At 51.0% G+C, this 19,877-nt stretch carries 21 protein-coding genes and 3 tRNA genes; 7 read left to right on the forward strand and 17 right to left on the reverse strand.

Annotation, left to right across the window (positions count from 1 at the left end; genetic code table 11):
* Positions 1–218: 218 nt before the first annotated feature.
* The 5 genes from JOE25_RS05360 to JOE25_RS05380 form a co-directional block, all read right to left on the reverse strand.
* The gene (locus JOE25_RS05360) at positions 219–524 is read right to left on the reverse strand and encodes a cupin (protein WP_209633041.1); all 306 of its coding nucleotides are present in this window, start codon (positions 522–524) and stop codon (positions 219–221) included.
* 142 nt (positions 525–666) lie between these two features.
* Positions 667–743: transfer RNA gene (locus JOE25_RS05365), tRNA-Val, on the reverse strand.
* Positions 744–763: 20 nt separating this feature from the next.
* Positions 764–840 (reverse strand) — tRNA-Val (locus tag JOE25_RS05370).
* Between the two features lie 19 nt (positions 841–859).
* Positions 860–936 (reverse strand) — tRNA-Val (locus JOE25_RS05375).
* Positions 937–1,128: 192 nt separating this feature from the next.
* Positions 1,129–2,505 carry an MATE family efflux transporter gene (locus JOE25_RS05380; RefSeq protein ID WP_209633042.1) on the reverse strand — a complete coding sequence of 459 codons (1,377 nt, stop codon included), beginning with the start codon at positions 2,503–2,505 and terminating at the stop codon, positions 1,129–1,131.
* 242 nt (positions 2,506–2,747) lie between these two features.
* On the opposite strand from JOE25_RS05380, the gene JOE25_RS05385 reads away from it, so the two are divergent.
* Both JOE25_RS05385 and JOE25_RS05390 read left to right on the forward strand, forming a co-directional pair.
* A complete protein-coding gene (locus tag JOE25_RS05385) occupies positions 2,748–3,398 on the forward strand; it encodes a riboflavin synthase subunit alpha (protein ID WP_209633043.1) in 651 nt (216 codons plus the stop codon).
* A 29-nt stretch (positions 3,399–3,427) separates the two neighbouring features.
* Positions 3,428–3,724 (forward strand): I78 family peptidase inhibitor, encoded by a 297-nt coding sequence (locus JOE25_RS05390; RefSeq protein WP_209633044.1) that lies wholly within the window; start codon positions 3,428–3,430, stop codon positions 3,722–3,724.
* 70 nt (positions 3,725–3,794) lie between these two features.
* Here the strand turns inward: JOE25_RS05390 and cfa are convergent, their stop codons facing one another.
* Together cfa and punC are read right to left on the reverse strand one after the other, a co-directional pair.
* The gene (gene cfa, locus JOE25_RS05395; protein ID WP_209633045.1) at positions 3,795–4,946 is read right to left on the reverse strand and encodes a cyclopropane fatty acyl phospholipid synthase; all 1,152 of its coding nucleotides are present in this window, start codon (positions 4,944–4,946) and stop codon (positions 3,795–3,797) included.
* Positions 4,947–5,287: 341 nt separating this feature from the next.
* Positions 5,288–6,496, reverse strand: coding sequence for a purine nucleoside transporter PunC (gene punC / locus JOE25_RS05400; RefSeq protein WP_209633046.1), 1,209 nt, complete (start codon positions 6,494–6,496; stop codon positions 5,288–5,290).
* Positions 6,497–6,619: 123 nt separating this feature from the next.
* On the opposite strand from punC, the gene punR reads away from it, so the two are divergent.
* A complete protein-coding gene (gene punR / locus JOE25_RS05405) occupies positions 6,620–7,564 on the forward strand; it encodes a DNA-binding transcriptional activator PunR (RefSeq protein WP_209633047.1) in 945 nt (314 codons plus the stop codon).
* On the opposite strand, the gene purR is transcribed toward punR, so the two are convergent.
* Complete coding sequence (purR, locus tag JOE25_RS05410; protein ID WP_209633048.1) at positions 7,561–8,586, reverse strand: HTH-type transcriptional repressor PurR; 1,026 nt, start codon at positions 8,584–8,586, stop codon at positions 7,561–7,563. The genes punR and purR overlap by 4 nt on opposite strands.
* A 324-nt stretch (positions 8,587–8,910) precedes the next feature.
* On the opposite strand from purR, the gene JOE25_RS05415 reads away from it, so the two are divergent.
* Positions 8,911–9,000 (forward strand): YnhF family membrane protein, encoded by a 90-nt coding sequence (locus tag JOE25_RS05415; protein ID WP_004943739.1) that lies wholly within the window; start codon positions 8,911–8,913, stop codon positions 8,998–9,000.
* 53 nt (positions 9,001–9,053) lie between these two features.
* Here JOE25_RS05415 and sodB read toward each other — a convergent pair whose 3' ends face one another.
* Both sodB and JOE25_RS05425 read right to left on the reverse strand, forming a co-directional pair.
* Complete coding sequence (gene sodB / locus JOE25_RS05420; protein ID WP_209633049.1) at positions 9,054–9,632, reverse strand: superoxide dismutase [Fe]; 579 nt, start codon at positions 9,630–9,632, stop codon at positions 9,054–9,056.
* A gap of 195 nt (positions 9,633–9,827) precedes the next feature.
* Positions 9,828–10,649, reverse strand: a complete 822-nt coding sequence (locus tag JOE25_RS05425) for a C40 family peptidase (RefSeq protein WP_209633050.1) — start codon at positions 10,647–10,649, stop codon at positions 9,828–9,830.
* 414 nt (positions 10,650–11,063) lie between these two features.
* Between JOE25_RS05425 and JOE25_RS05430 the strand changes: the two genes are divergently transcribed.
* Positions 11,064–11,411 carry a Grx4 family monothiol glutaredoxin gene (locus JOE25_RS05430; protein WP_061807546.1) on the forward strand — a complete coding sequence of 116 codons (348 nt, stop codon included), beginning with the start codon at positions 11,064–11,066 and terminating at the stop codon, positions 11,409–11,411.
* A gap of 153 nt (positions 11,412–11,564) precedes the next feature.
* Here the strand turns inward: JOE25_RS05430 and rnt are convergent, their stop codons facing one another.
* Positions 11,565–12,254 carry a ribonuclease T gene (rnt, locus tag JOE25_RS05435; RefSeq protein WP_209633051.1) on the reverse strand — a complete coding sequence of 230 codons (690 nt, stop codon included), beginning with the start codon at positions 12,252–12,254 and terminating at the stop codon, positions 11,565–11,567.
* Positions 12,255–12,336: 82 nt separating this feature from the next.
* Complete coding sequence (gloA, locus tag JOE25_RS05440; protein WP_209633052.1) at positions 12,337–12,744, reverse strand: lactoylglutathione lyase; 408 nt, start codon at positions 12,742–12,744, stop codon at positions 12,337–12,339.
* Between the two features lie 339 nt (positions 12,745–13,083).
* Between gloA and idi the strand changes: the two genes are divergently transcribed.
* A complete protein-coding gene (gene idi, locus JOE25_RS05445) occupies positions 13,084–13,623 on the forward strand; it encodes an isopentenyl-diphosphate Delta-isomerase (protein WP_209633053.1) in 540 nt (179 codons plus the stop codon).
* A 98-nt stretch (positions 13,624–13,721) separates the two neighbouring features.
* Here the strand turns inward: idi and eamB are convergent, their stop codons facing one another.
* Positions 13,722–14,309, reverse strand: a complete 588-nt coding sequence (eamB, locus tag JOE25_RS05450; protein ID WP_209633054.1) for a cysteine/O-acetylserine transporter — start codon at positions 14,307–14,309, stop codon at positions 13,722–13,724.
* 107 nt (positions 14,310–14,416) lie between these two features.
* Here eamB and JOE25_RS05455 point away from each other — a divergent pair, with 107 nt between their 5' ends.
* Positions 14,417–15,322: a LysR family transcriptional regulator gene (locus JOE25_RS05455; protein WP_209633055.1), complete on the forward strand. Its 906-nt coding sequence runs from the start codon at positions 14,417–14,419 to the stop codon at positions 15,320–15,322.
* A gap of 108 nt (positions 15,323–15,430) precedes the next feature.
* Here JOE25_RS05455 and JOE25_RS05460 read toward each other — a convergent pair whose 3' ends face one another.
* The 4 genes from JOE25_RS05460 to JOE25_RS05475 form a co-directional block, all read right to left on the reverse strand.
* Positions 15,431–16,537 carry an alkene reductase gene (locus JOE25_RS05460; RefSeq protein WP_209633056.1) on the reverse strand — a complete coding sequence of 369 codons (1,107 nt, stop codon included), beginning with the start codon at positions 16,535–16,537 and terminating at the stop codon, positions 15,431–15,433.
* A gap of 89 nt (positions 16,538–16,626) precedes the next feature.
* Complete coding sequence (locus tag JOE25_RS05465; protein WP_209633057.1) at positions 16,627–17,247, reverse strand: TetR/AcrR family transcriptional regulator; 621 nt, start codon at positions 17,245–17,247, stop codon at positions 16,627–16,629.
* A 100-nt stretch (positions 17,248–17,347) separates the two neighbouring features.
* Positions 17,348–18,985, reverse strand: coding sequence for a phosphoethanolamine transferase EptA (gene eptA, locus JOE25_RS05470; protein WP_209633058.1), 1,638 nt, complete (start codon positions 18,983–18,985; stop codon positions 17,348–17,350).
* A gap of 146 nt (positions 18,986–19,131) precedes the next feature.
* The gene (locus JOE25_RS05475) at positions 19,132–19,773 is read right to left on the reverse strand and encodes an NAD(P)-dependent oxidoreductase (RefSeq protein WP_209633059.1); all 642 of its coding nucleotides are present in this window, start codon (positions 19,771–19,773) and stop codon (positions 19,132–19,134) included.
* Positions 19,774–19,877: the final 104 nt, after the last annotated feature.

Below are 19,877 nucleotides of genomic sequence, written 5' to 3' on the forward strand. Positions count from 1 at the left end.
GAAAATATGTTGTTATTGCGTTTTCGCAGATCAAGGGCTGAAACCATTCAACTGAAAGACGTTGCGCATTATAAAGGCTAAGCGGCGGGAAACAAAATAAAAAACCGATGCTAAATCGCGGAACCGTCAAATCAGCAGCAAATGTGGCGCAAATGCAAACCAACAGCAGGTGTTTGTTGCGCAAATAACCCTTCTGTAAATACAAGTACCGTCGAGGGTTAGCTTGACGTGATGATTTCCCACAGCGTACCGGCAGACAAACAGAAGCAGCCACTCGCGGTATTCGCGGGGATCGTGACGGTTTCACCGGCGAGTACTATCTGGGTGTCGCTGCCTACGGTAAATTCAAACTCACCAGAGACTACCCGTGTTTGCAACGCGTGGGCGTGCTTTTGCAGTTGGCCGAAGGCACCCGCGTCAAATTTGACTTCTGTGGCGCGTGCTCCGTCGTTCATTTTCCCTTGTCGGCGGGAGAGACCATTGTCGAGCTTCTCAAAGGGCGTCTCTGCGGTAAATGTCAGCATGGGATCTGTCCTGATAAGGTATTCGCCTTGATGATAGGATATATGGCCTGCGATGGCAGAAACAAAAGTATGGGGCCGTGCTGGCGAGTTAACAATAGCGTGAGTGTTAAGCTGATAGGGCAAGTTTGAGAAAACAACGCTTTGGTGCGTCCGAGTGGACTCGAACCACCGACCCCCACCATGTCAAGGTGGTGCTCTAACCAACTGAGCTACGGACGCACTGCACTGCTTTAGAAATTTGGTGCGTCCGAGTGGACTCGAACCACCGACCCCCACCATGTCAAGGTGGTGCTCTAACCAACTGAGCTACGGACGCACTGTACTGCTCAGGAATTTGGTGCGTCCGAGTGGACTCGAACCACCGACCCCCACCATGTCAAGGTGGTGCTCTAACCAACTGAGCTACGGACGCATCTTTTCCTGTCTATCATGGCTGACAGCGGGGACGAATATTAACGAGCTACCCGCGTGCTGGCAAGGAGAAAAACGTAATTTTATCCGGTATTTCACGCGATTGCTGCGCTTATGTGCAGTGCGGTGGTTTTTTCCGCAAACTCTGGCGATGAAGCCGTCGGCCGGTTTAGCTACCGGCCGACGGTGGTGTTTAGCGGGTCGAGCGTTGCAAGATGAGTGTGGCGGGTTGTTTTTGCAGCCAACGCATACGCAAAGCCATCATGATGGCGGCAAAGGTTAGCCCGATGATAAATCCAATCCAGAACCCGCTTGGCCCCATTGCCGGTACGACGACATCCGTCAGCGCCAACAGATAACCGCTGGGCAAACCCAGTACCCAATAAGCGATAAAGGTGATGAAGAAGATTGAGCGGGTGTCTTTATAACCGCGCAGAACGCCGCTGCCAATAACCTGAATCGAATCGGATATCTGGTAAATCGCCGCCAGCAGCATCAGTTGCGACGCCATTGCCACAACCGCGGGGCTGTCGTTGTACAGCAGGGCAATGTGTTCGCGGAACGTGGCGGTAAACAGCGCGGTACAGCAGGCCATTAAGATGCCGACGCCGATGGCCGAATAAGCGGCAATCCTTGCGCCTTCGACCGAGCCTTCGCCCAACCGGTAGCCGACGCGAATCGTTGCGCTGACGCCCAGTGACAGAGGCAGAACGAACATCAATGCGCTGAAGTTCAGTGCAATCTGGTGTCCTGCGACGGAAACAATGCCGAGCGGCGACACTAACAGAGCAACAATCGCAAACAGCGTGACTTCAAAGAACAGGGCCAACGCAACCGGCAGGCCAATGCCGAACAAGCGTTTGATCGCTGGCCAGTCTGGCCGTTTGCTGCTGCCTTCGTGCGGGACAATATCGCGCTGCGACGGTGCACGTCGCACGTACCAACGCATCGCCAGGAACATAAACCAGTAGACGCTGCCGGTCGCCACGCCGCAGCCGACACCGCCCAGTTCCGGCATACCGAACTTACCGTAAATGAAGATGTAGTTAATCGGAATATTGACCAACAAACCGAGAAAGCCAATAACCATACCGGGTTTGGTTTTTGACAGCCCTTCACATTGCCCACGTAACACCTGGAAGAACAGATAGCCTGGCGCCCCCCACATGATGGCATGCAGGTATCCTACGGCTTTATCGGCCAGCTGCGGGTCAATGTTGTGCATCATGTCGATAACAAATTTGCTGTTATACAGCACTACAATGACCAACACGGAGACGGTCCCAGCCAGCCAGAACCCCTGACGGACCTGATGAGCGATACGATCGCGCCGGCCTGCACCATTAAGCTGTGCAATGACCGGTGTCAGCGCGAGCAGCAAGCCGTGACCAAAGAGAATGGCCGGCAGCCAGATGGAGGTACCGACGGCGACGGCAGCCATATCCGTGGCGCTGTAAGCACCTGCCATGATGGTATCGACGACACCCATTGCAGTCTGTGATATTTGCGCGATGATTACCGGGATTGCGAGGGCCAATAAGCTACGCGCTTCAATGAAGTACTTCTGCACGCATACACCTTTTCTAATTATTTATGATGAAGGGAAGGGTTGTCGCGAAAGGACAACAATTAAAAATAGCGGAATTTTGTACAAAAATATTGTACCCGCTCGGCGTCGTTAAGCAAATGCTGCGATGAAATAGTTATTAAATGCGCAGGTGCAGGTTTTTTGTCTCCTCGGGTTTGGTTTTCCTCGCTAACTGGGGCAAACTGCCCCAAGCGCTTTAAACATTGTAGAAAGAAGAGGCCCACATGTTCACCGGTATCGTACAAGGCACCGCGCCGCTGGTCGCCATTGATGAAAAATCCAACTTCCGCACTCACGTTATCGACATGCCGACTGAACTCTTGCCAGGGCTAGAGCTCGGTGCATCGGTGGCACATAACGGCTGCTGCTTGACCGTCACTGCGGTAGAGGGCAACCGCGTTAGCTTTGATCTGATCAAAGAAACCCTGCGTTTGACTAATCTCGGTGATCTGGTGTTGGGGGATGTTGTCAACATCGAACGTGCAGCCAAGTTTAATGATGAAATTGGCGGTCACCTGATGTCCGGCCATATTATCTGCACGGCGGAGGTAGCCAAGATTTATACCTCCGAAAATAATCGTCAGGTATGGCTGCGCATGCCGAATGCAGAATTGATGAAATACGTTCTGCACAAAGGCTTCATTGGCATTGATGGTATTAGTCTGACTATCGGTGAAGTCGTGAATAATCGTTTTTGCGTGCATTTGATCCCGGAAACGCTGGAACGCACCACGCTGGGTAAAAAACGCCTGGGTGATAAGGTAAATATTGAGATAGACCCGCAAACGCAGGCGGTGGTGGACACCGTTGAGCGTGTTTTAGCGAGCCGTGAAGCGGCGATGGCGGCGGCGAGCGCGCTGTCGCAGAAAATCTGACGGACGACAAACCAGAGAGGAGCAAACGCGTGAAGTTTTATGGGAAAACGTTGATGTTAACGGCGCTGTTGGCGCTGAGTGCTTGTAGCAGTTCGCCTGAACAGGGCGCGGCCAACCCGGCAGTAGACGCAGAAAATGATACCTGCGGTGCGGCACAGTACCAAAGCTATGTCGGTAAACCGATGTCAGCGCTTGAAGGTGTGCAGATTGATGCTCAGGTGCGCGCTATTCCGTATAACTCAGCGGTCACGATGGACTTTAACCTGCGCCGTCTGAACTTCCTGGGTGACAGTGATGATAAAATCACTCGCGTTTATTGCGGCTGATTCCTATTAGGTCATCAATGTATAAAAAGAACCCCGGCTAACAGGCCGGGGTTCTTTTTATTGCAGAGTGTCAGCGCGGAACGCGGATGCCACCTTCAACGCCTTTCGGGCTGAATACTACCTGCCACAGTTGAATATCCCGCGCGCGGAATGCGCCGGCGCAGGCGTTCAGGTAATAACTGAACATGCGTTCGAAGCGATCCGAATAACGTTGGGAAAGTTCTGGCCAGGCCTGTTTGAATCGCTCGTACCATGCCATCAGCGTGCGATCATAATCAGCGCCAATATTGTGCCAGTCCTCCATCACAAAATGCCCCTCGCTGGCCTGAGCGATATGTGAAACGGAAGGCAAACAGCCATTCGGGAAGATATATTTGTTGATCCACGGATCAACATTCATATCTGTCCGATTCGAACCGATAGTGTGCAGCAGGAATAAGCCGCCCGGTTTTAAATTACGCTCCACAACATTGAAGTAGGTGCGGTAATTTTTAGGGCCGACGTGCTCAAACATGCCGACAGAAACGATCCGGTCAAACTGTAGGTGCAAATCGCGATAATCTTGCAGCAGGATTTCGACATCCAGCCCGGCACAGCGCGCTTGCGCCAACTTTTGCTGCTCGGCAGAAATGGTGACACCGACCACGGATACGCCAAAGTTTTTTGCTGCATAAGCGGAAAGACCGCCCCAACCGCAGCCAATATCCAGCAAACGCATACCCGGTTGTAGCTGCAGTTTTTCGCAAATCATCCGCAGCTTGGCCTCTTGCGCCTCTTCCAGCGTGGTTGCCTCTTTCCAGTAGGCGCAGGAATATTGCATATAAGGATCGAGCATCTGCGTAAACAGGTCGTTCCCCAGATCATAATGTTCTTTACCGACAATCCAGGCGCGTTTTTTCGATTGCAAATTGGTTAATCGCGCGGCGGCAATTCGGAGGGTATCTTTGAGATGGCGGGGGAGTTTCTTTTCCAGGCCAGCGCGGACCACATGGTGAAAGAATATATCCAGCCGTTCACACTCCCACCAACCGTCCATATAGCTTTCGCCAAGGCCAAGGGAGCCTTCCTGCAGAACGCGTTTAAAAAAACTGGGATTTTTAACCTGAATATCGAATGGGCGTGAGCCGTTTATTTCAATACCGGCCATGCTGAGCATTTCATGAGCGATACGATACCATTGGTTATCCTGAATGCTCACATCTTCTATACACGATGAACTCATAGCTTCTCCATCACCTTCTTCTGACTTATGACCCGTCAAAAAATAGCTTAGACAAATTCTGCGGGTGCATACGTTTACCTACGGTAAAAAGGTCCCGTGGCGTCTGATATCCGACTATGAACAGAGGAAAATTTTAAGAAGGTTCCTGCGCAAGAAACGCGGGAAAGGCAATCCTTAAAAAAGTGTGACGCCATACGCGTACACAACAGCAATTTGTGATAAAGAAATTATAAAAGTGTTATTTTAAAAGGTCGTTTTGAGTATAGGCTTGCCGAGGCGCTTACTCAACTGTAAATCGCACTCGGCAAAAATATTCTTTAAGTGATTATTAATAATGACAATTATGACGCAGGGTTAGCATGTTCCTGCTGTGTTACGCGTCTATCGTCCTCCACTGTTCCCCGTTGCCACACATAGCCCAATGCGGCCAACAACACGGTTGAAACCATTACCGTCACCGTTGCCAATAACGGTTGGGCAATAAATGCCGAAACCAACATACTGGCGACAAAACACAAACCCAACTGCAAGGTGTTTTGCAAGGCTGCGGCTTTACCCGTGCCCTCAGGGAACGGCGTCAACGCATTCGCCACTACGATTGGATAGGTGGCGCCGTTAACGAGTGCCATCACGCAGAACGGAATCAACAAGGTGGTCAGCGTTGGCTCAGTCAGTGTGGCAACCAGGTATAGCGACACCATACTTATGCCATAAGCTACCAGCAGCCAGGGTAATAAGGTGTTGCCATTCATGCGGTTTAGCGCGGTGCGGCAACCATAACCCCCCAATAAGAACGCCAGCGTCTGTGGCACGTAGCTCAGACCAATATCGTTTGGGCTGTACCCCATATCACCAAGAATAAACGGCGAACCGGTCAGCCAGGCGAAGAAGCCGGCTGAGCAGGCGGCAAAGATCATGACGTTACCGCTGAAAGCACGTGATTTCAGGAGCTGGAAGAACGTTAGGCCGTTTTTCTTATTGGCGGAAGACACCGCTTTTGCGTTTTCTTTCAGCAGTAATGTCGGCAGTAATAAAACAACGGTGATGCCCAGCAGCACGGCGAAAATGGCGCGCCAACCCATGTGGTTTAACAGCCATGCCCCGACCAGCGGTGCCAATGCCGGGGAAAGTGCCACCAGTGGCATGATGGTGGCGAAAACGCGGTTTGCCTTACCTTCACGATAACGGTCAATGACGAGCGCTTGCCAGGTGACCGCGGCGGAACAGACCCCAATCGCCTGGATAAAACGCAGCGACCAGAGCTGAACGGCATTCTCTACCCACAACATCCCCAGGCAGCCCAAGGCAAACAGGGCCAGACCAATCAACAGCACGGGCTTACGGCCAAGGTGATCGGAAAGCGGACCCCAGAGCAATTGTGCAAAGGCAAAGCCCGCCAGGAAGATACTCAAACTGGCGCTGATCGCCCCGGCAGAGATTTGCAGGTCTTGTTGCATCACGCCAAAAGCGGGCAAGTACATGTCGGTAGCCAGGTAACCCAGCATACTCAGGCCGGCAAGATAGAACATAAAGCCAAAGGAATTTCGCATGGTATTTCTCGTTAATATTTTATTGTCGCAGGTTTTTAGCGCCGGCAAGTGTATCCGGCTGGATCTCTGCTTGTGAAACGGTAATATTTGCAAAGTGCTGTTAAAAAAATTGAAGGCAAAGCCATGTGGTCTGAATATTCTCTTGATGTAGTGGATGCGGTCGCCCGAACCGGCAGTTTCAGCGCAGCGGCGCAGGAGTTGCATCGGGTACCTTCGGCGGTCAGTTATACCGTGCGGCAACTTGAGCAATGGCTGGCGGTACCGCTGTTTGAGCGCCGTCATCGCGACGTGGAACTGACGCCTGCCGGCGTGCTATTTATTCAGGAGGCGCGCGGTGTCATCAAAAAAATGCTCGACACGCGTCGGCAGTGTCAGCAGGTGGCCAACGGCTGGCGTGGCCAGTTGAAAATTGCCGTAGATATTATCGTCAAGCCTCAACGTTGCCGTCAGTTGGTGTTGGACTTTTATCGGCATTTTCCTGACGTTGAATTATTGGTTCAGCCAGAAGTGTTCAATGGCGTCTGGGATGCGTTGGTGGATGGGCGTGCTGATATGGCGATAGGTGCGACACGGGCCGTACCGGTCGGCGGTGGGTTTGCCTTTCGCGATATGGGCGATATGCGTTGGTTGTGTGTGGCCAGCCCGCAACATCCACTGGCGGCTCAGGATGGCGTGTTAAACGATGATCAGCTACGACCTTTCCCATCGCTCTGTCTGGAGGATACCTCACGCAATCTCCCCAAGCGGGTCACCTGGACGTTGGATAACCAGCGGCGCTTGGTGGTGCCGGACTGGTCGTCGGCGGTGGATTGCCTGTGCGCCGGATTGTGTGTCGGGATGATGCCTGCGCATCAGGTCTTGCCGTTAGTACAACGTGGCGAGTTAGTGGCGTTACAGTTGCAGGAGCCGTTCCCAGCCAGCCCTTGTTGCCTGACGTGGCAGCAAAATACGCCTTCTCCGGCGATGGCCTGGCTGTTGGACTATTTAGGGGACAGTGAAACGTTGAATCAGGAATGGTTAAGCGAAGTGACGCCGGAAACCGCAGTGGCTTCCGGCGCGAATGACTAGCGGCGGTAATCGATGAACGGGCCGTCAGCAACCGAACGGCGCTCAACCAACTTGGGATGCACCTCAATCACCTGTGATTCTTCACGCTTGCTGATGATGCGATCCAACAACATGGTGAATGCCATCTCACCCAAACGCTCTTTGGGCTGATGAATAGTGGTCAGCGCCGGGGTGAAATAGCGCGCATTGCGCACGTTATCGTAGCCAATGACCGAGATGTCTTGAGGCACGCGTAGCCCAAGCTCATCGGCGGCGCAGATAGCCCCCATTGCCATGATATCGCCACCACAGAATACCGCTGTCGGACGCTGTTTCTGCGACAGTATCTGGTGCATGGCCTTGTAGCCGGATTCTGGCTCAAAGTCACCCTGGACGATCCACTCGTCGCGCACGTCGATATGGGCTTCCTCCATCGCTTTTAAGAAGCCCTGATGGCGCCCGCCCCCTGTATTACGTGACAGTTGGCCGGGAATGGCGCCGATATCGCGGTGTCCGCGTTCGATCAGATAGCGCCCAGCCAGATAGCCACCTTCGAACGCGTTATCAATGATGGTATCAGTAAAATCACCGCGTGCGGCGCCCCAGTCCATGACAACCATTGGGATGTTGCGGTAATCTTCCAACATGCCAAGCAATTGGTCCGGATATTCTGAACACATCACCAACAAGCCATCGACGCGCTTTTGCGCCAGCATTGCCAGATAGGCACGCTGTTTGTCCAAATTGTTGTGCGAGTTACACAGTATCAGCGTATAGCCTTTGCTGTAGCAGCTGTTTTCTACCGCTTCGATCACTTCAGCAAAGTAGGGTGCTTCACTGGAGGTTGCCAGCAGGCCAATCGATTTGGTGTGATTGACCTTCAGACTGCGCGCCACTGCGCTGGGTGAATAATGCAGCTCTTTAATTGCGGCACTCACGGCCGCTTTAGTCTCTTCGGCGACGAAACGAGTCTTATTGATGACGTGCGAAACGGTGGTGGTGGAAACGCCAGCGCGTTTGGCCACATCTTTAATCGTTGCCATGTAAAGAATGACTCCTGAACTCACATGTTGCAGTATGTAAGTGTGATGTTAATCGTTTGCCTGCGTAGATCCTTCTCCAAAGAAGCGAAAACTGAGTTTTTAGTGTGTTGAAGTCGTCAGCGCTTGGTCAGGAGGGGCATTTTTGCCGGTACACAGTTGTGAACTGCGAATTTTGTCCCATACTGAGCAAAAGGGGAAGAGGTAATCGGTATTATAAACCGGGAAATGATAACAAGATTTTATTGGCCAACTGTGTGAAAATGGTTTGACGCATTAATTGTGTGCCTTTTATCCTTGGGAAAACCAATCTGAAAAGGAGTTGTAATGGATACCGATCTGAAAATGTCACTGTTCACCACTGTCTGTGCGCTGGCCGTGATTATTGCTTTTAGCTTCACTGCAGCATTGAACTGATCCCCGAAGTAAAAACAGGCGCCGCTTCGTGCGCCTGTTTGCCTTATCCCACGCTATGCCAGGTTTTTCTCCACAAATGCCCAGTTAACCAGCGCCCAGAAGTTCTCCAGGTAAGTCGGGCGGGCGTTGCGGTAATCGATGTAGTAGGCGTGCTCCCACACGTCGACGGTCAGCAAGGGTTTATCTTCGCCGGTCAGCGGCGTGCCCGCGTTCGACGTGCTGACAATGGCCAGCGAGCCGTCAGTCCTCTTCACCAGCCAGGTCCACCCGGCGCCAAAGTTTTTGATTGCGGCATCGCTGAATTGTTCTTTAAAGGCAGCGAAAGAACCAAACGCCTGATTGATAGCAGCAGCCAATGCGCCCTGAGGCTCACCGCCGCCCTGTGGCGATAAGCAGTGCCAATAGAAGGTGTGGTTCCATACCTGAGCGGCGTTGTTGAAAATGCCGCCGCTGGACGCCTTGATAATCGCCTCCAGAGACAACCCGTCGAACTCGCTGCCTTTCAGCAAATTGTTCAGGTTGACCACATAGGCGTTGTGATGCTTACCATAGTGGTATTCGAGCGTTTCTGCGGAGATGTGGGGTTCGAGTGCGTTCTTCGCATAGGGTAATGCAGGTAGTTCAAACGACATTGCTTCCTCCTTATACAGGATCCATCCGACAACCCATAAATGGACTACAGATTGACCTGTTTTTATTGTGGGTATTTAGCTTATCAATTTTCACGATAAAAATCAGGGATGAGTCGGAGAAAAGCACAGGTGGGGAACTAACAGTTAAAGAAGCAAACAGAGGAAAGCGGCTGGGAAGGCCAGCCGCAGAGCGCATTATCGAATGGTTTTCGGCGTCACCACACGGCGTGCGCCAATGTAGTGGTTTTGCCAGTAGTCGTTGTCGAGCTGGCTGATGCGAATTTCTTCACCCGTACGCGGGGACTGAATGAATTTGCCATTGCCCAGATAGACACCGACATGGTCAGCTACGCCGCGGTTATTAATGCGGAAGAACACCAGGTCACCACTTTCCAGTTCGTTTTTCTTGATCGGTGCAGCGTCGCGCAGGTGATACATTTCGTTAGCGGTACGCGGCATTTTGATTTTTACCACGTCTTTATAGGCGTAATAAATCAGACCGCTGCAGTCAAAACCGGTTCTTGGTGACGTGCCGCCCCAGCGATAAGGTTTGCCCATTTGATCCATCAGCTTGGCCATCGCGGTTTGCTTGGCGTGCTGATAGCGTTTCTTGTGGGCTGGGGTGAGCTTCAGCGGTTTTTCATCACGTGCCAACTTAGCGGTTGCCATACCGGCTTCACGATGACGACCATAACCCTTTTTGTAACCCTTTTTCGGTGGGGTCACTTTGATTTTGGCGGTTTGTTGAGTTTTGTGTTTCGATTTGGCGCTGACGACCTTTTTAGCGGCTTTTTCTGTCTTGGCTTTGGTAACCTTGGCTGTTTTTTGCGGGGTGGTGACTTTTACTTTTTTGCTGCTGGCCTTAACCGCTTTCTTTTTCTTACGGTCATCTGGCCGGGCTTCGTTTACGTGGCTCTTGCGCTGTTCAGCGGCAATACGCGCCTGTGGCGCTGCGTGCGCCAAATTGAAGAATAGCTGTGTAAACAACAGCACAAAAAGCGTAAGAATTAAACGCATGTCGACGTTACCAACCTTGGCCCCGGAACAGATATCGAAAGAATGACAGTATTCCCGAATTTCGCCATATAAAACAGCGAAGAACTCATAAATGATAATCCATATTGTGAGAAAACGTTAATGACATTTTTTTTGCTGAAAAATCAAACCGTTGATGTATAAAAAATCAACAACAAACGCGTGGGGAATTATTAAACGACGTGTTTTGGTGAAAAAATATAATAGTGAAATGGCCAAGTTAAAAATGTTATTCTGTGCGTATGTTTTGGTCGGAAAGCGCTGGCCGATGACATGCGACTGACAATGGGGAATGCCCTTGCAAAAGATGGCGTTTTCTTGTGACGGTTTCAGCCGCTACAATAGCCTGTGTGATGCATGTTGTAGCCATGAGATTTGGCTTGAGGAAGCAATATAATGACGACGACGATTGAAAAAATTCAGCACCAGATCGCTGAGAACCCAATTCTGCTGTACATGAAAGGTTCACCGAAATTGCCAAACTGTGGTTTCTCCGCACAAGCCGTGCAGGCATTGTCTGCCTGTGGCGAGCGCTTTGCCTACGTTGACATTTTGCAGAACCCGGACATCCGTTCCGAGTTACCGAAGTACGCCAACTGGCCGACGTTCCCACAGCTGTGGGTCGACGGTGAACTGGTCGGCGGCTGTGATATCATCATGGAAATGTATCAGCGCGGCGAACTGCAACAGCTGATCAAAGAAACGGCAGAGAAGTACAAACAGCAGGAAGACCAGCAGCCATAACCGGCTCGGTTTAATTGTTGGACGAGAGTCGGGCGGTGCCAGTTGATACTGAGCCGCCCGATTTTTTTTCGCTAAACGCATCGTTTTTCTGTTGCTGCGTATAGCGTCTTTGCAACGATAGAGCTCGTTGAACGATGAGCCCTGATACGTAATTCAGAGCGCTTCGTCGGTATTGTCGGTAGCCAACGGCCAGCCACCAAGGCGCTTCCAGCGGTTAACCAGTTCACAGAACAACTGAGCGGTTTGCTCTGTGTCATACAATGCTGAGTGTGCTTGCGCGCTATCGAATGGAATGTTGGCGGCAATACAGGCTTTAGCCAGTACCGTTTGCCCCAGCACCAGCCCACTCAATGCCGCAGTGTCGAAGGTGGCGAACGGATGGAAAGGGTTGCGTTTCAGGCTGGCGCGCTCCGCTGCAGCCATCAGAAAGCTGTGATCAAAATTGGCGTTATGCGCCACAATAATCGCTCTGTTACACCCCCGGTCCTTGATACCTTTGCGCACGGCTTTGAAAATCGCGTGCAGCGCATCGTGTTCGCTGACTGCGCCACGCAGCGGGTTGCTGGGGTCGATGCCGTTAAAGGCCAGCGCTTCTGGCTGCAGATTAGCGCCTTCAAAAGGTTCTACGTGGAAGTGCAGGGTTTCGTCCTGCTGCAACCAGCCGTTTTCATCCATTTTTAACGTCACGGCGGCAATTTCCAGCAGTGCGTCAGTTTTGGCATTAAATCCGGCGGTTTCTATATCTATAACTACGGGGTAAAACCCACGAAAACGGCCACTCAGGGCGTTAAGATCACTTTTTTCGGCCATCAGTTTCTTATCTTCATCGAATGCAGCGCGCATTATGGCAAATTTTGCGCCCGGTTGCAGGCGGTTATCACGCGGATAAAAACAAGGGCGCAAAAAGCGCCCTTGATGATCGATCTCAGTGGCCGAGACCATGGCCGGCGTGTTTATTTTCGATCAGCTCAATCTTGTAACCGTCGGGGTCTTCAACAAAGGCGATGACCGTGGTGCCACCTTTGACAGGACCGGCTTCGCGGGTGACGTTGCCGCCTGCATTACGGATGCTGTCACACGTCGCGGCGACATCGTCAACACCCAGAGCCAGATGACCGAACGCGGTGCCCATTTCGTAGCTATCGGTGCCCCAGTTATAGGTCAGCTCAATCACCGCACCTTCGTTTTCATCGGTATAGCCTACAAACGCCAACGAGTATTTGTATTCAGGGTTCTCGCTGGTACGCAGCAAGCGCATGCCTAATACCTTGGTATAGAAGTCGATGGAACGTTGTAAGTCACCGACGCGGATCATGGTATGGAGTAAGCGCATAATTCCTCTGATTGGATGTGCCGTTGCCAGCGGCGGATGGATTGAAGCGAAAACCAGTATAGCGTTGCCGCATAAAGGATTTCAATGTAAGCCACGGAGGGGGGCGCAATGTACTTGCAGTGACATTGTCACTGACTCTTGCTGTCATGCAACAAGCGCACACATTGTCGGCGATAGGAGCCTGAAAATCGCTACTATAGAAGTATTGCGGAGCACCGTACGGCCTGATAACGAATAAATGTCTGGGTTGGATGGGGTAGTTTATCAATTAGGATCTTGTTTATATGGTTGTTTATTTTTCCAGTGCAGATTTACTCCCCTTGCTGGAGGAGCCGACAAATGGATGAAATGCTGATACTGGTAGATGCCGAGGATAACGCCATTGGTTCACAAACAAAAATGCTGGTGCATCAGCAGGGGTTACTGCATCGGGCATTTTCAATATTTATATTTGATAGCCAGGGGCGTTTGCTGTTGCAGCAGCGGGCTTTCAGTAAATATCACTCGGCCGGTTTATGGACCAACACTTGCTGCGGCCACCCGCGATGGGGAGAGTTAACGTTAGCCGCAGCGCAGCGTCGGTTGCAGGAAGAAATGGGTTTCAGCAGTGAGCTGCAGCAGGTATCCAGCTTTACCTATCGCGCAGAGGTGCCGGGCGATTTAATTGAGCACGAATTCGATCATATCTGCGTGGGGCTGTTTAACGGCGAACCGCAGGGCGATCCTGCAGAGGCAAAGAGTTGGCTGTGGATTGACCCTCAGCAATTAACCGATGAGATGCAGCGTAATCCAGATAACTTTACCGTTTGGTTTAGAACCATAATGGATAATATTGACGCCAATGAAATAGCACGTTGGGCGGCGCTGGTGGCCCGTTGAATTCATTCCTGAACATGCGGAGATAACGGTCTCTTTCTGCTGCCTTTTGGGAACAATGCTAAAAGCCCACCAATGCTTTCTCTGGCGGGCTTTTTTACTTAAATAAACATTCTTACGGCACAGTAGATCAATAACGCCGACAAAATAACATTGATCGTGCGGCCATGATATTGGAATAGAGACTGGAATATATGCCCAGCAAGCCCCCAAACCAAATTACCCATTGAACCAATAAAAGCCAATAAAATGCTAACGCATATGACTATAAACATATCGTGAGTATAGGGTAAAACGAATGTAGAAATTGCCGTGATGCCGTACAAAATTATTTTAACATTAACAAACTGAAGCCAAAAACTGACCCAGAAACTCAATGGCCTTGCCGCATCATCGTCCGCTGAGGGATTACTGGTGGCTATCCGCCAGGCCAGCCAAAGAATATAGGCTGCACCCGCCCAAGAAAGCCAGTGAGTAACAGAGGGGAGGAGGCTAATTAATGTGAATGTGAAAACCGCACAAAGCAGCATAAGGATCAGGAAGCCTGCACTCATCCCGGACAATACCCGCAGGCTCCGGCGAAAACCATGCTGATTAACTGAATTTAAAGCAAGAATATTGTTCGGTCCTGGGGTTAACGCTGTAATAAGTGTATATGTAAGAAATCCACTGATGATGGCTGATGTCACTTGTCTTCTCCTCGTTTTTCCAACATATTAACGCATCCGAAAAGGTCAAAATAACGAATATTTTCAAACTCTGACTTTCATGATTTCGATTGAATTTGGAGGGCACCATGGACTTACGACGCTTTGTTACGTTGAAAACGGTGGTTGAAGAAGGGTCTTTTTCAAAGGCATCACAAAAGCTGTGTTGCACACAGTCAACGATAACTTTTCATATTCAACAACTTGAACAAGAACTGTCGCTGAAGATTTTTGAGAAGATTGGCCGGCGGATGGTTTTGACATCTGCGGGGAAAAAACTCATGCCCCAAGTTCATGAACTGACACGGGTGCTTGAAGGGATACGCCAAACGACACAGCATGACGCTGAATTGGCGGGTGACTTGAGGATCGGGATCGGCGAAACCCTGCTGGCGTATAAAATGCCGGAAGTACTACAACTCTTTAGGGCTAAGGCACCCAAAGTTCGCATATCCTTACAATCGCTCAATTGTTATGTGATCAGAGATGCTCTCTTGGCAGACCAAGTGGACTTAGGTATTTTTTATCGTGTAGGCAATGATGATGCACTTGAAATGACCAGTTTTGGCAGCCAAGATTTGGTATTAGTCGCATCACCGTCGTTTCAACATATTGATTTTATGAAGCCAAATCGTCATATACCTGTAAGCTTCATTATTAATGAACCTCAGTGTATCTTTCGGCAAATATTCGAAAGCACGTTAAGGGCGCGGCAGATCACTATTGAGAGCACAATTGAACTGTGGAGTATTGAAAGCATAAAGAAATGTGTCATGAGTAATCTGGGTATTTCTTTTCTGCCTCGTTTTACCGTTGAACGTGAGCTTAATACGGGGGAGCTTCAAGAAATCATATTTTCAGATGTGCCCTTGTCAATAACGGCTCTGTGTGCTCACCATAATGACAAAACCGTCAGCCCAGCAATGCGCGCATTCATCGATTGTATGAAGGAATGTTTGCCATTGAACGTCGAAAACGCATTGGTAGAACGTTAAGCTGCAGTTTATGTCTTATACGAAGGGCTCGCGTTTTTTACCGCTATTTTCCATCATCAATATAAAACGGGGCCACATTTGTCATGTGGCCCCGTTATTTTACGCGTCTTACTTTTCAGATAAGAAAGGGTAGTCGGTATAACCCTCGGCACCGCCGCCGTAGAAGGTAGCATGTTGTGGTTCGTTGAGTGCCGCATTTTGTTTGAGGCGTTCAACCAAATCCGGGTTGGCAATATAGCTGCGTCCAAAGGCAACTGCATCGATAAAGCCTTTATTGATCAGTTCTTCTGCTTTTTCGGCGGTATAGGCACCGGCACCGACAATCACCCCTTTAAAGTGGGCGCGTACCGAATCGCGGAACGCATCAGAATAAGGTTTACCACCCGCCCAGTCCGGTTCGGAAATGTGCAGGAATGCAATGTTACGCTTGTTCAATTCTTCAACCAGATACAGCGCTGCGTCTTCCTGATCTTCGCCGTTATCCAGGCCGTTGAATGGACCCAGTGGTGAAATACGGATACCGATATGTTCTGAGCCCCATTCAGCAATGCTCGCATCCACCACTTCCAACGTCAGGCGAGTGCGGTTTTCAATGCTGCCACCGTATTGATCGGTACGCTGGTTGGAGGCAGGCGCCATAAACTGGTGCAGCAAGTAACCGTGTGCGGCATGCAGTTCGATAAAGTCGAAACCGGCTTCACGTGCGTTGGCTGTTGCCTGGCGGAAATCGTTAATGATGCCTGGGATTTCTTCTGTTTCCAGCGCGCGTGGCGTCGAGGTTGGGACGCGCACCCAGGCGCCTGTTTCGTCACGTACGGTGGTGCGGGTATCAGCATTGATCGCAGAAGGGGCAACAGGAGCTTGTTGACCCGGTTGCAGGCTGTTATGCGAAATACGGCCCACGTGCCACAGTTGTACGGCAATATGGCCATTTTTGTCGTGTACGGCCTGGGTGATCTTTTTCCACGCGGCGATTTGTTCTGGGGTATGCAGCCCTGGTGCGCCGGCATAGCCTTTCGCCTGGAAAGAGATCTGGGTCGCTTCGGTAACGATCAGACCTGCGCTGGCGCGTTGAGCGTAATATTCGCCCATGAGAGGCGTAGGAATATCGCCGGGTTCAATGCTGCGCAGACGCGTCAGAGGGGCCATAAACACGCGGTTTGGCAGGGTTACAGCGCCAACCTTCAATGGGGAGAACAACTTTTCAATCTTCATAGTGCATCCTATATTAATAGACCGGTCGACTAGTAACGAGCAAAGAATTGCCCAACAGGGGAATCCTTGATGAATCTATCGTTGTGTGTTTAGGGTTGCGCTGGGCGCAACAATAACTCAATACTTTCCAGCGCGCTGGTCAGCGGTGCAAGCGAGCGGCGGATTTTGGCGCGCAGTGAGGCACCAAGCCACAGTGAATACAAGGTTTCTGCCGTTGCCGCCGGGCTCATGGCTATTGACAGTGAGCCTTCACGAATACCGCGTTCAATTGCGTCTTGCAGATGGCCAATGACCCGGGCTGTGCCCGTTTCCAGCGCATGGCGCATGGGCTCCGACAAATCGCTCACCTCTGCGGACAGCTTCACCGCGAGGCAGGCGTTATGACATTCGCTGCGACAATGGTAGCTGATCGCCTGGGCGTAATAACTCAGCAACTGGTGGCGCGCATCCGTTTTATCATCAGCGAACAGTTGCTGCATCGCGGCATCATAGTGCCCGAAATAACGCTGTAGCATCGCTTCGCCAAAGGCTTCCTTCGAGCGGAAGTAATGATAAAACGACCCTTTCGGCACACCCGCCGTCTTCAGTAATTCGCTCAACCCCATGCCGGTAAAACCAAGGCGCAGGCTGAGCGTCTCGCCAGTGGCGAGCAAATGTTCACGGGTATCTGTAGGGCAATGCGCATGTTTAGTCATAATGGTTGCTAGCATAATAGACCGATTGGTCTAGGTCAATAAGAAAAAAACCGGCGTAAAAACGCCGGTGTCGATGAAGGGTATTTTGCCCGAGCGGGGCGCAGAAGTTAAGCCTTTATACCTCAGTACGGCAGCGTTGCAGGATATCCAACTGCGGTTGATATTCGCGCGTTTGCACGTTCAGCATGCCAATCATGGTGTGGAACAGGTTATCTTGTGAGACATCCTCTTTCTCAGCCAGAGTGCTCAGGCACTGACGGTCAACCTTGAAGTTACGCTCATAGTCAGCAGACATCCACATCAGGAAGGGGACATGGGTCTGCTGGCTTGGAGCGAAGACATAAGGCGTACCGTGCAGATACATGCCATTTTCACCCAGCGACTCACCGTGGTCAGAGAGATACACCAGCGCCGTGTTGAATTTGTCGCTGTGCTGTTGCAAAAGCTTGATGGTGTCGTCCAACATGGCGTCGGTATACAACAGGGAATTGTCATAGGTGTTTACCAACTGCTCATGTGTACAATCCTGAATCTGATTACTGCTGCAGATGGGCGAGAATTTCTGGAACTCGGGTGTGCTGCGGCGGTAGTAAGCGGGGCCGTGACTGCCCATTTGATGCAATACAATCACGCCGTCGTCTTTCAGGCCGTTGATATAGTCGTTCAGTTTGTACAACAACACATTATCCATGCAGACGTCACCGTCACAATCCTGCGGCAGTTTCATCTTGGTCATATCGACATGTGGCACGCGATCGCAGGCCCCTTTGCACCCCCCATCGTTTTCACGCCACAGGAGATTAACACCAGCATGCGCCAGTACATCAAGCATGCCTTCCTGATGCGTCGCCAGCGTTGCGTCGTAATCTCTGCGTGGCATGTTGGAGAACATGCAGGGCACGGAAATTGCGGTTTCAGTCCCACAAGAGCTGGCGTTTTTGAAGTACACCACGTTGTCCTGCTTAAGGCGTGGGTTGGTTTCACGTTCATAACCGCCGAGTGAGAAGTTTTCAGCTCGCGCAGTTTCCCCCACGACCAGAATCACCAGCGTTTTCTTTTGCTGTCCAGCGATCAACGGCCCTTTACGCGCATCTTCACCGATTTTCACCAGCGGGAGATTACGTGTGAAATAACGTTGCTGAGTAAATTTGATGGTGCCGGAAACGAAGTTCGACGGCGTCAGCATTTTCACCACGCTTTTGTTATTACGGATTAACGAAGCGTAATCCTTATAAAACAGTGCGGCGATAATCAGGATCACTACCACGGAAAGCATCACATTGGCAGCGCGTAGCCCAACCATGTACCACCATGGGCGCGTTTGACGGATATGGGTAAAACAAACCAGGATCGCAGGAAGAATGCCCAGCAACGCCAGCCATAACCCCATGCGCGGCGTTAATAGCGCTGTGGCTTCTTGCGGATTGGTCTCGAAGGCGTTCTGCATCATATTGCCGTCGATCACCACGCCATAACTGTACATAAAGTAGTTTGCGACGGCGCTGCCGAGCAAGAAAAAGATGATCAGCGGTTTACGCAGGAACGGTACCGTCAACACGCTGAAGATAATATTCAGCGCGCAGAAAATCACGACCGGCATGGTAGCGGCAAAAATCACGCTGTGGACGTTATCGAAAGTGATATACGACCAGGCTTTATGAAGGAATAACGCGTTTTGGAACAGAGTGAAGAACAAGGCGCAGGTGAGGATAAAACCCAAGCTGTTGCACTGTAAGCGTTGACGTAACCACATTGCCAAATCTAAATCCTGATATTGAGTAATGCGCTGAAATTTACAGGATGAAACTTAAGAAAACCTTAGAGATTCAGAATGGTGGCGGGGTTGTTTACTTTTGGTTTAGGTTGGAAAATGCCAGACCCTGAGGCCTGGCGATACGCTTAATAAGCGGCGGTAAACTGGGCTTTGATAAACTGTGGTTTTTCGATCTCATCGACAATGGCTACCGACAGATCTTCAACCGAGATACCGGCGGGTGCCTGGCCGTTCATCAACAATTTGGTGGTGCCAAGGCGGAACTGACCGGTGCGTTTGCCGGGTTCCAGCAGTGCAGCGGGGGACAAATAGGTCCAGTCGAGTGAGGATTCATTACGCAGTTTGTTACGTAAGTCTCGCACGGCCAGCGCCCCCGGGCGGATATTCTCCGGAAACTCTGGGGTATCCACCAGCTCAAGGCCAGGTGCAATTTCCAGGCTGCCAGCCCCACCAACGACCAGCAGGCGTTTGACACCGGATTTTTTCACGGCGTCCAGGATCTGCTGCGCACCTTTGGTGGTTTTGTCGTACAGGTTGTCTTCAGCCCAACCTGGGTTATAGGCGCTGATCACGGCATCTTGACCGGCTAACTGTTTTGCCAGCCATTCCGTGTCGGCCACGTCGCCCAAGGCAACGGTCAAGTTGGCATTGTTCGGTAAGTCTTTTTGCTGGCGGGCAATGGCGGTGACGTGCAATCCACGGGCAAGTGCTTCATCTACCACGCGACGGCCTACAAAACCTGTTGCTCCAATAATGGCGACTTTCATCAGTTTGCTCCTGTCAGGAATAGGTTCAGTGCGAAGTGTCAGGCCAAGTTGACCTGAGCGGTTGTATCTACTGTAGTACTTAACAATAGTCCTGATTAGTGCCA

Source organism: Serratia sp. PL17 (genome assembly GCF_017832355.1).
In the GTDB taxonomy this organism is placed as follows: Bacteria; Pseudomonadota; Gammaproteobacteria; order Enterobacterales; family Enterobacteriaceae; genus Serratia.

What these genes read in the sequence shown, in the direction of transcription:
- JOE25_RS05360 (WP_209633041.1), bottom strand. Translation starts at nt 524, where the DNA reads ATGCTGACATTTACCGCAGAGACGCCCTTTGAGAAGCTCGACAATGGT.
- JOE25_RS05385 (WP_209633043.1), top strand. Translation starts at nt 2,748, where the DNA reads ATGTTCACCGGTATCGTACAAGGCACCGCGCCGCTGGTCGCCATTGAT.
- cfa (WP_209633045.1), bottom strand. Translation starts at nt 4,946, where the DNA reads ATGAGTTCATCGTGTATAGAAGATGTGAGCATTCAGGATAACCAATGG.
- punC (WP_209633046.1), bottom strand. Translation starts at nt 6,496, where the DNA reads ATGCGAAATTCCTTTGGCTTTATGTTCTATCTTGCCGGCCTGAGTATG.
- punR (WP_209633047.1), top strand. Translation starts at nt 6,620, where the DNA reads ATGTGGTCTGAATATTCTCTTGATGTAGTGGATGCGGTCGCCCGAACC.
- purR (WP_209633048.1), bottom strand. Translation starts at nt 8,586, where the DNA reads ATGGCAACGATTAAAGATGTGGCCAAACGCGCTGGCGTTTCCACCACC.
- JOE25_RS05415 (WP_004943739.1), top strand. Translation starts at nt 8,911, where the DNA reads ATGGATACCGATCTGAAAATGTCACTGTTCACCACTGTCTGTGCGCTG.
- sodB (WP_209633049.1), bottom strand. Translation starts at nt 9,632, where the DNA reads ATGTCGTTTGAACTACCTGCATTACCCTATGCGAAGAACGCACTCGAA.
- JOE25_RS05425 (WP_209633050.1), bottom strand. Translation starts at nt 10,649, where the DNA reads ATGCGTTTAATTCTTACGCTTTTTGTGCTGTTGTTTACACAGCTATTC.
- JOE25_RS05430 (WP_061807546.1), top strand. Translation starts at nt 11,064, where the DNA reads ATGACGACGACGATTGAAAAAATTCAGCACCAGATCGCTGAGAACCCA.
- rnt (WP_209633051.1), bottom strand. Translation starts at nt 12,254, where the DNA reads ATGCGCGCTGCATTCGATGAAGATAAGAAACTGATGGCCGAAAAAAGT.
- gloA (WP_209633052.1), bottom strand. Translation starts at nt 12,744, where the DNA reads ATGCGCTTACTCCATACCATGATCCGCGTCGGTGACTTACAACGTTCC.
- idi (WP_209633053.1), top strand. Translation starts at nt 13,084, where the DNA reads ATGGATGAAATGCTGATACTGGTAGATGCCGAGGATAACGCCATTGGT.
- JOE25_RS05455 (WP_209633055.1), top strand. Translation starts at nt 14,417, where the DNA reads ATGGACTTACGACGCTTTGTTACGTTGAAAACGGTGGTTGAAGAAGGG.
- JOE25_RS05460 (WP_209633056.1), bottom strand. Translation starts at nt 16,537, where the DNA reads ATGAAGATTGAAAAGTTGTTCTCCCCATTGAAGGTTGGCGCTGTAACC.
- JOE25_RS05465 (WP_209633057.1), bottom strand. Translation starts at nt 17,247, where the DNA reads ATGCTAGCAACCATTATGACTAAACATGCGCATTGCCCTACAGATACC.
- eptA (WP_209633058.1), bottom strand. Translation starts at nt 18,985, where the DNA reads ATGTGGTTACGTCAACGCTTACAGTGCAACAGCTTGGGTTTTATCCTC.
- JOE25_RS05475 (WP_209633059.1), bottom strand. Translation starts at nt 19,773, where the DNA reads ATGAAAGTCGCCATTATTGGAGCAACAGGTTTTGTAGGCCGTCGCGTG.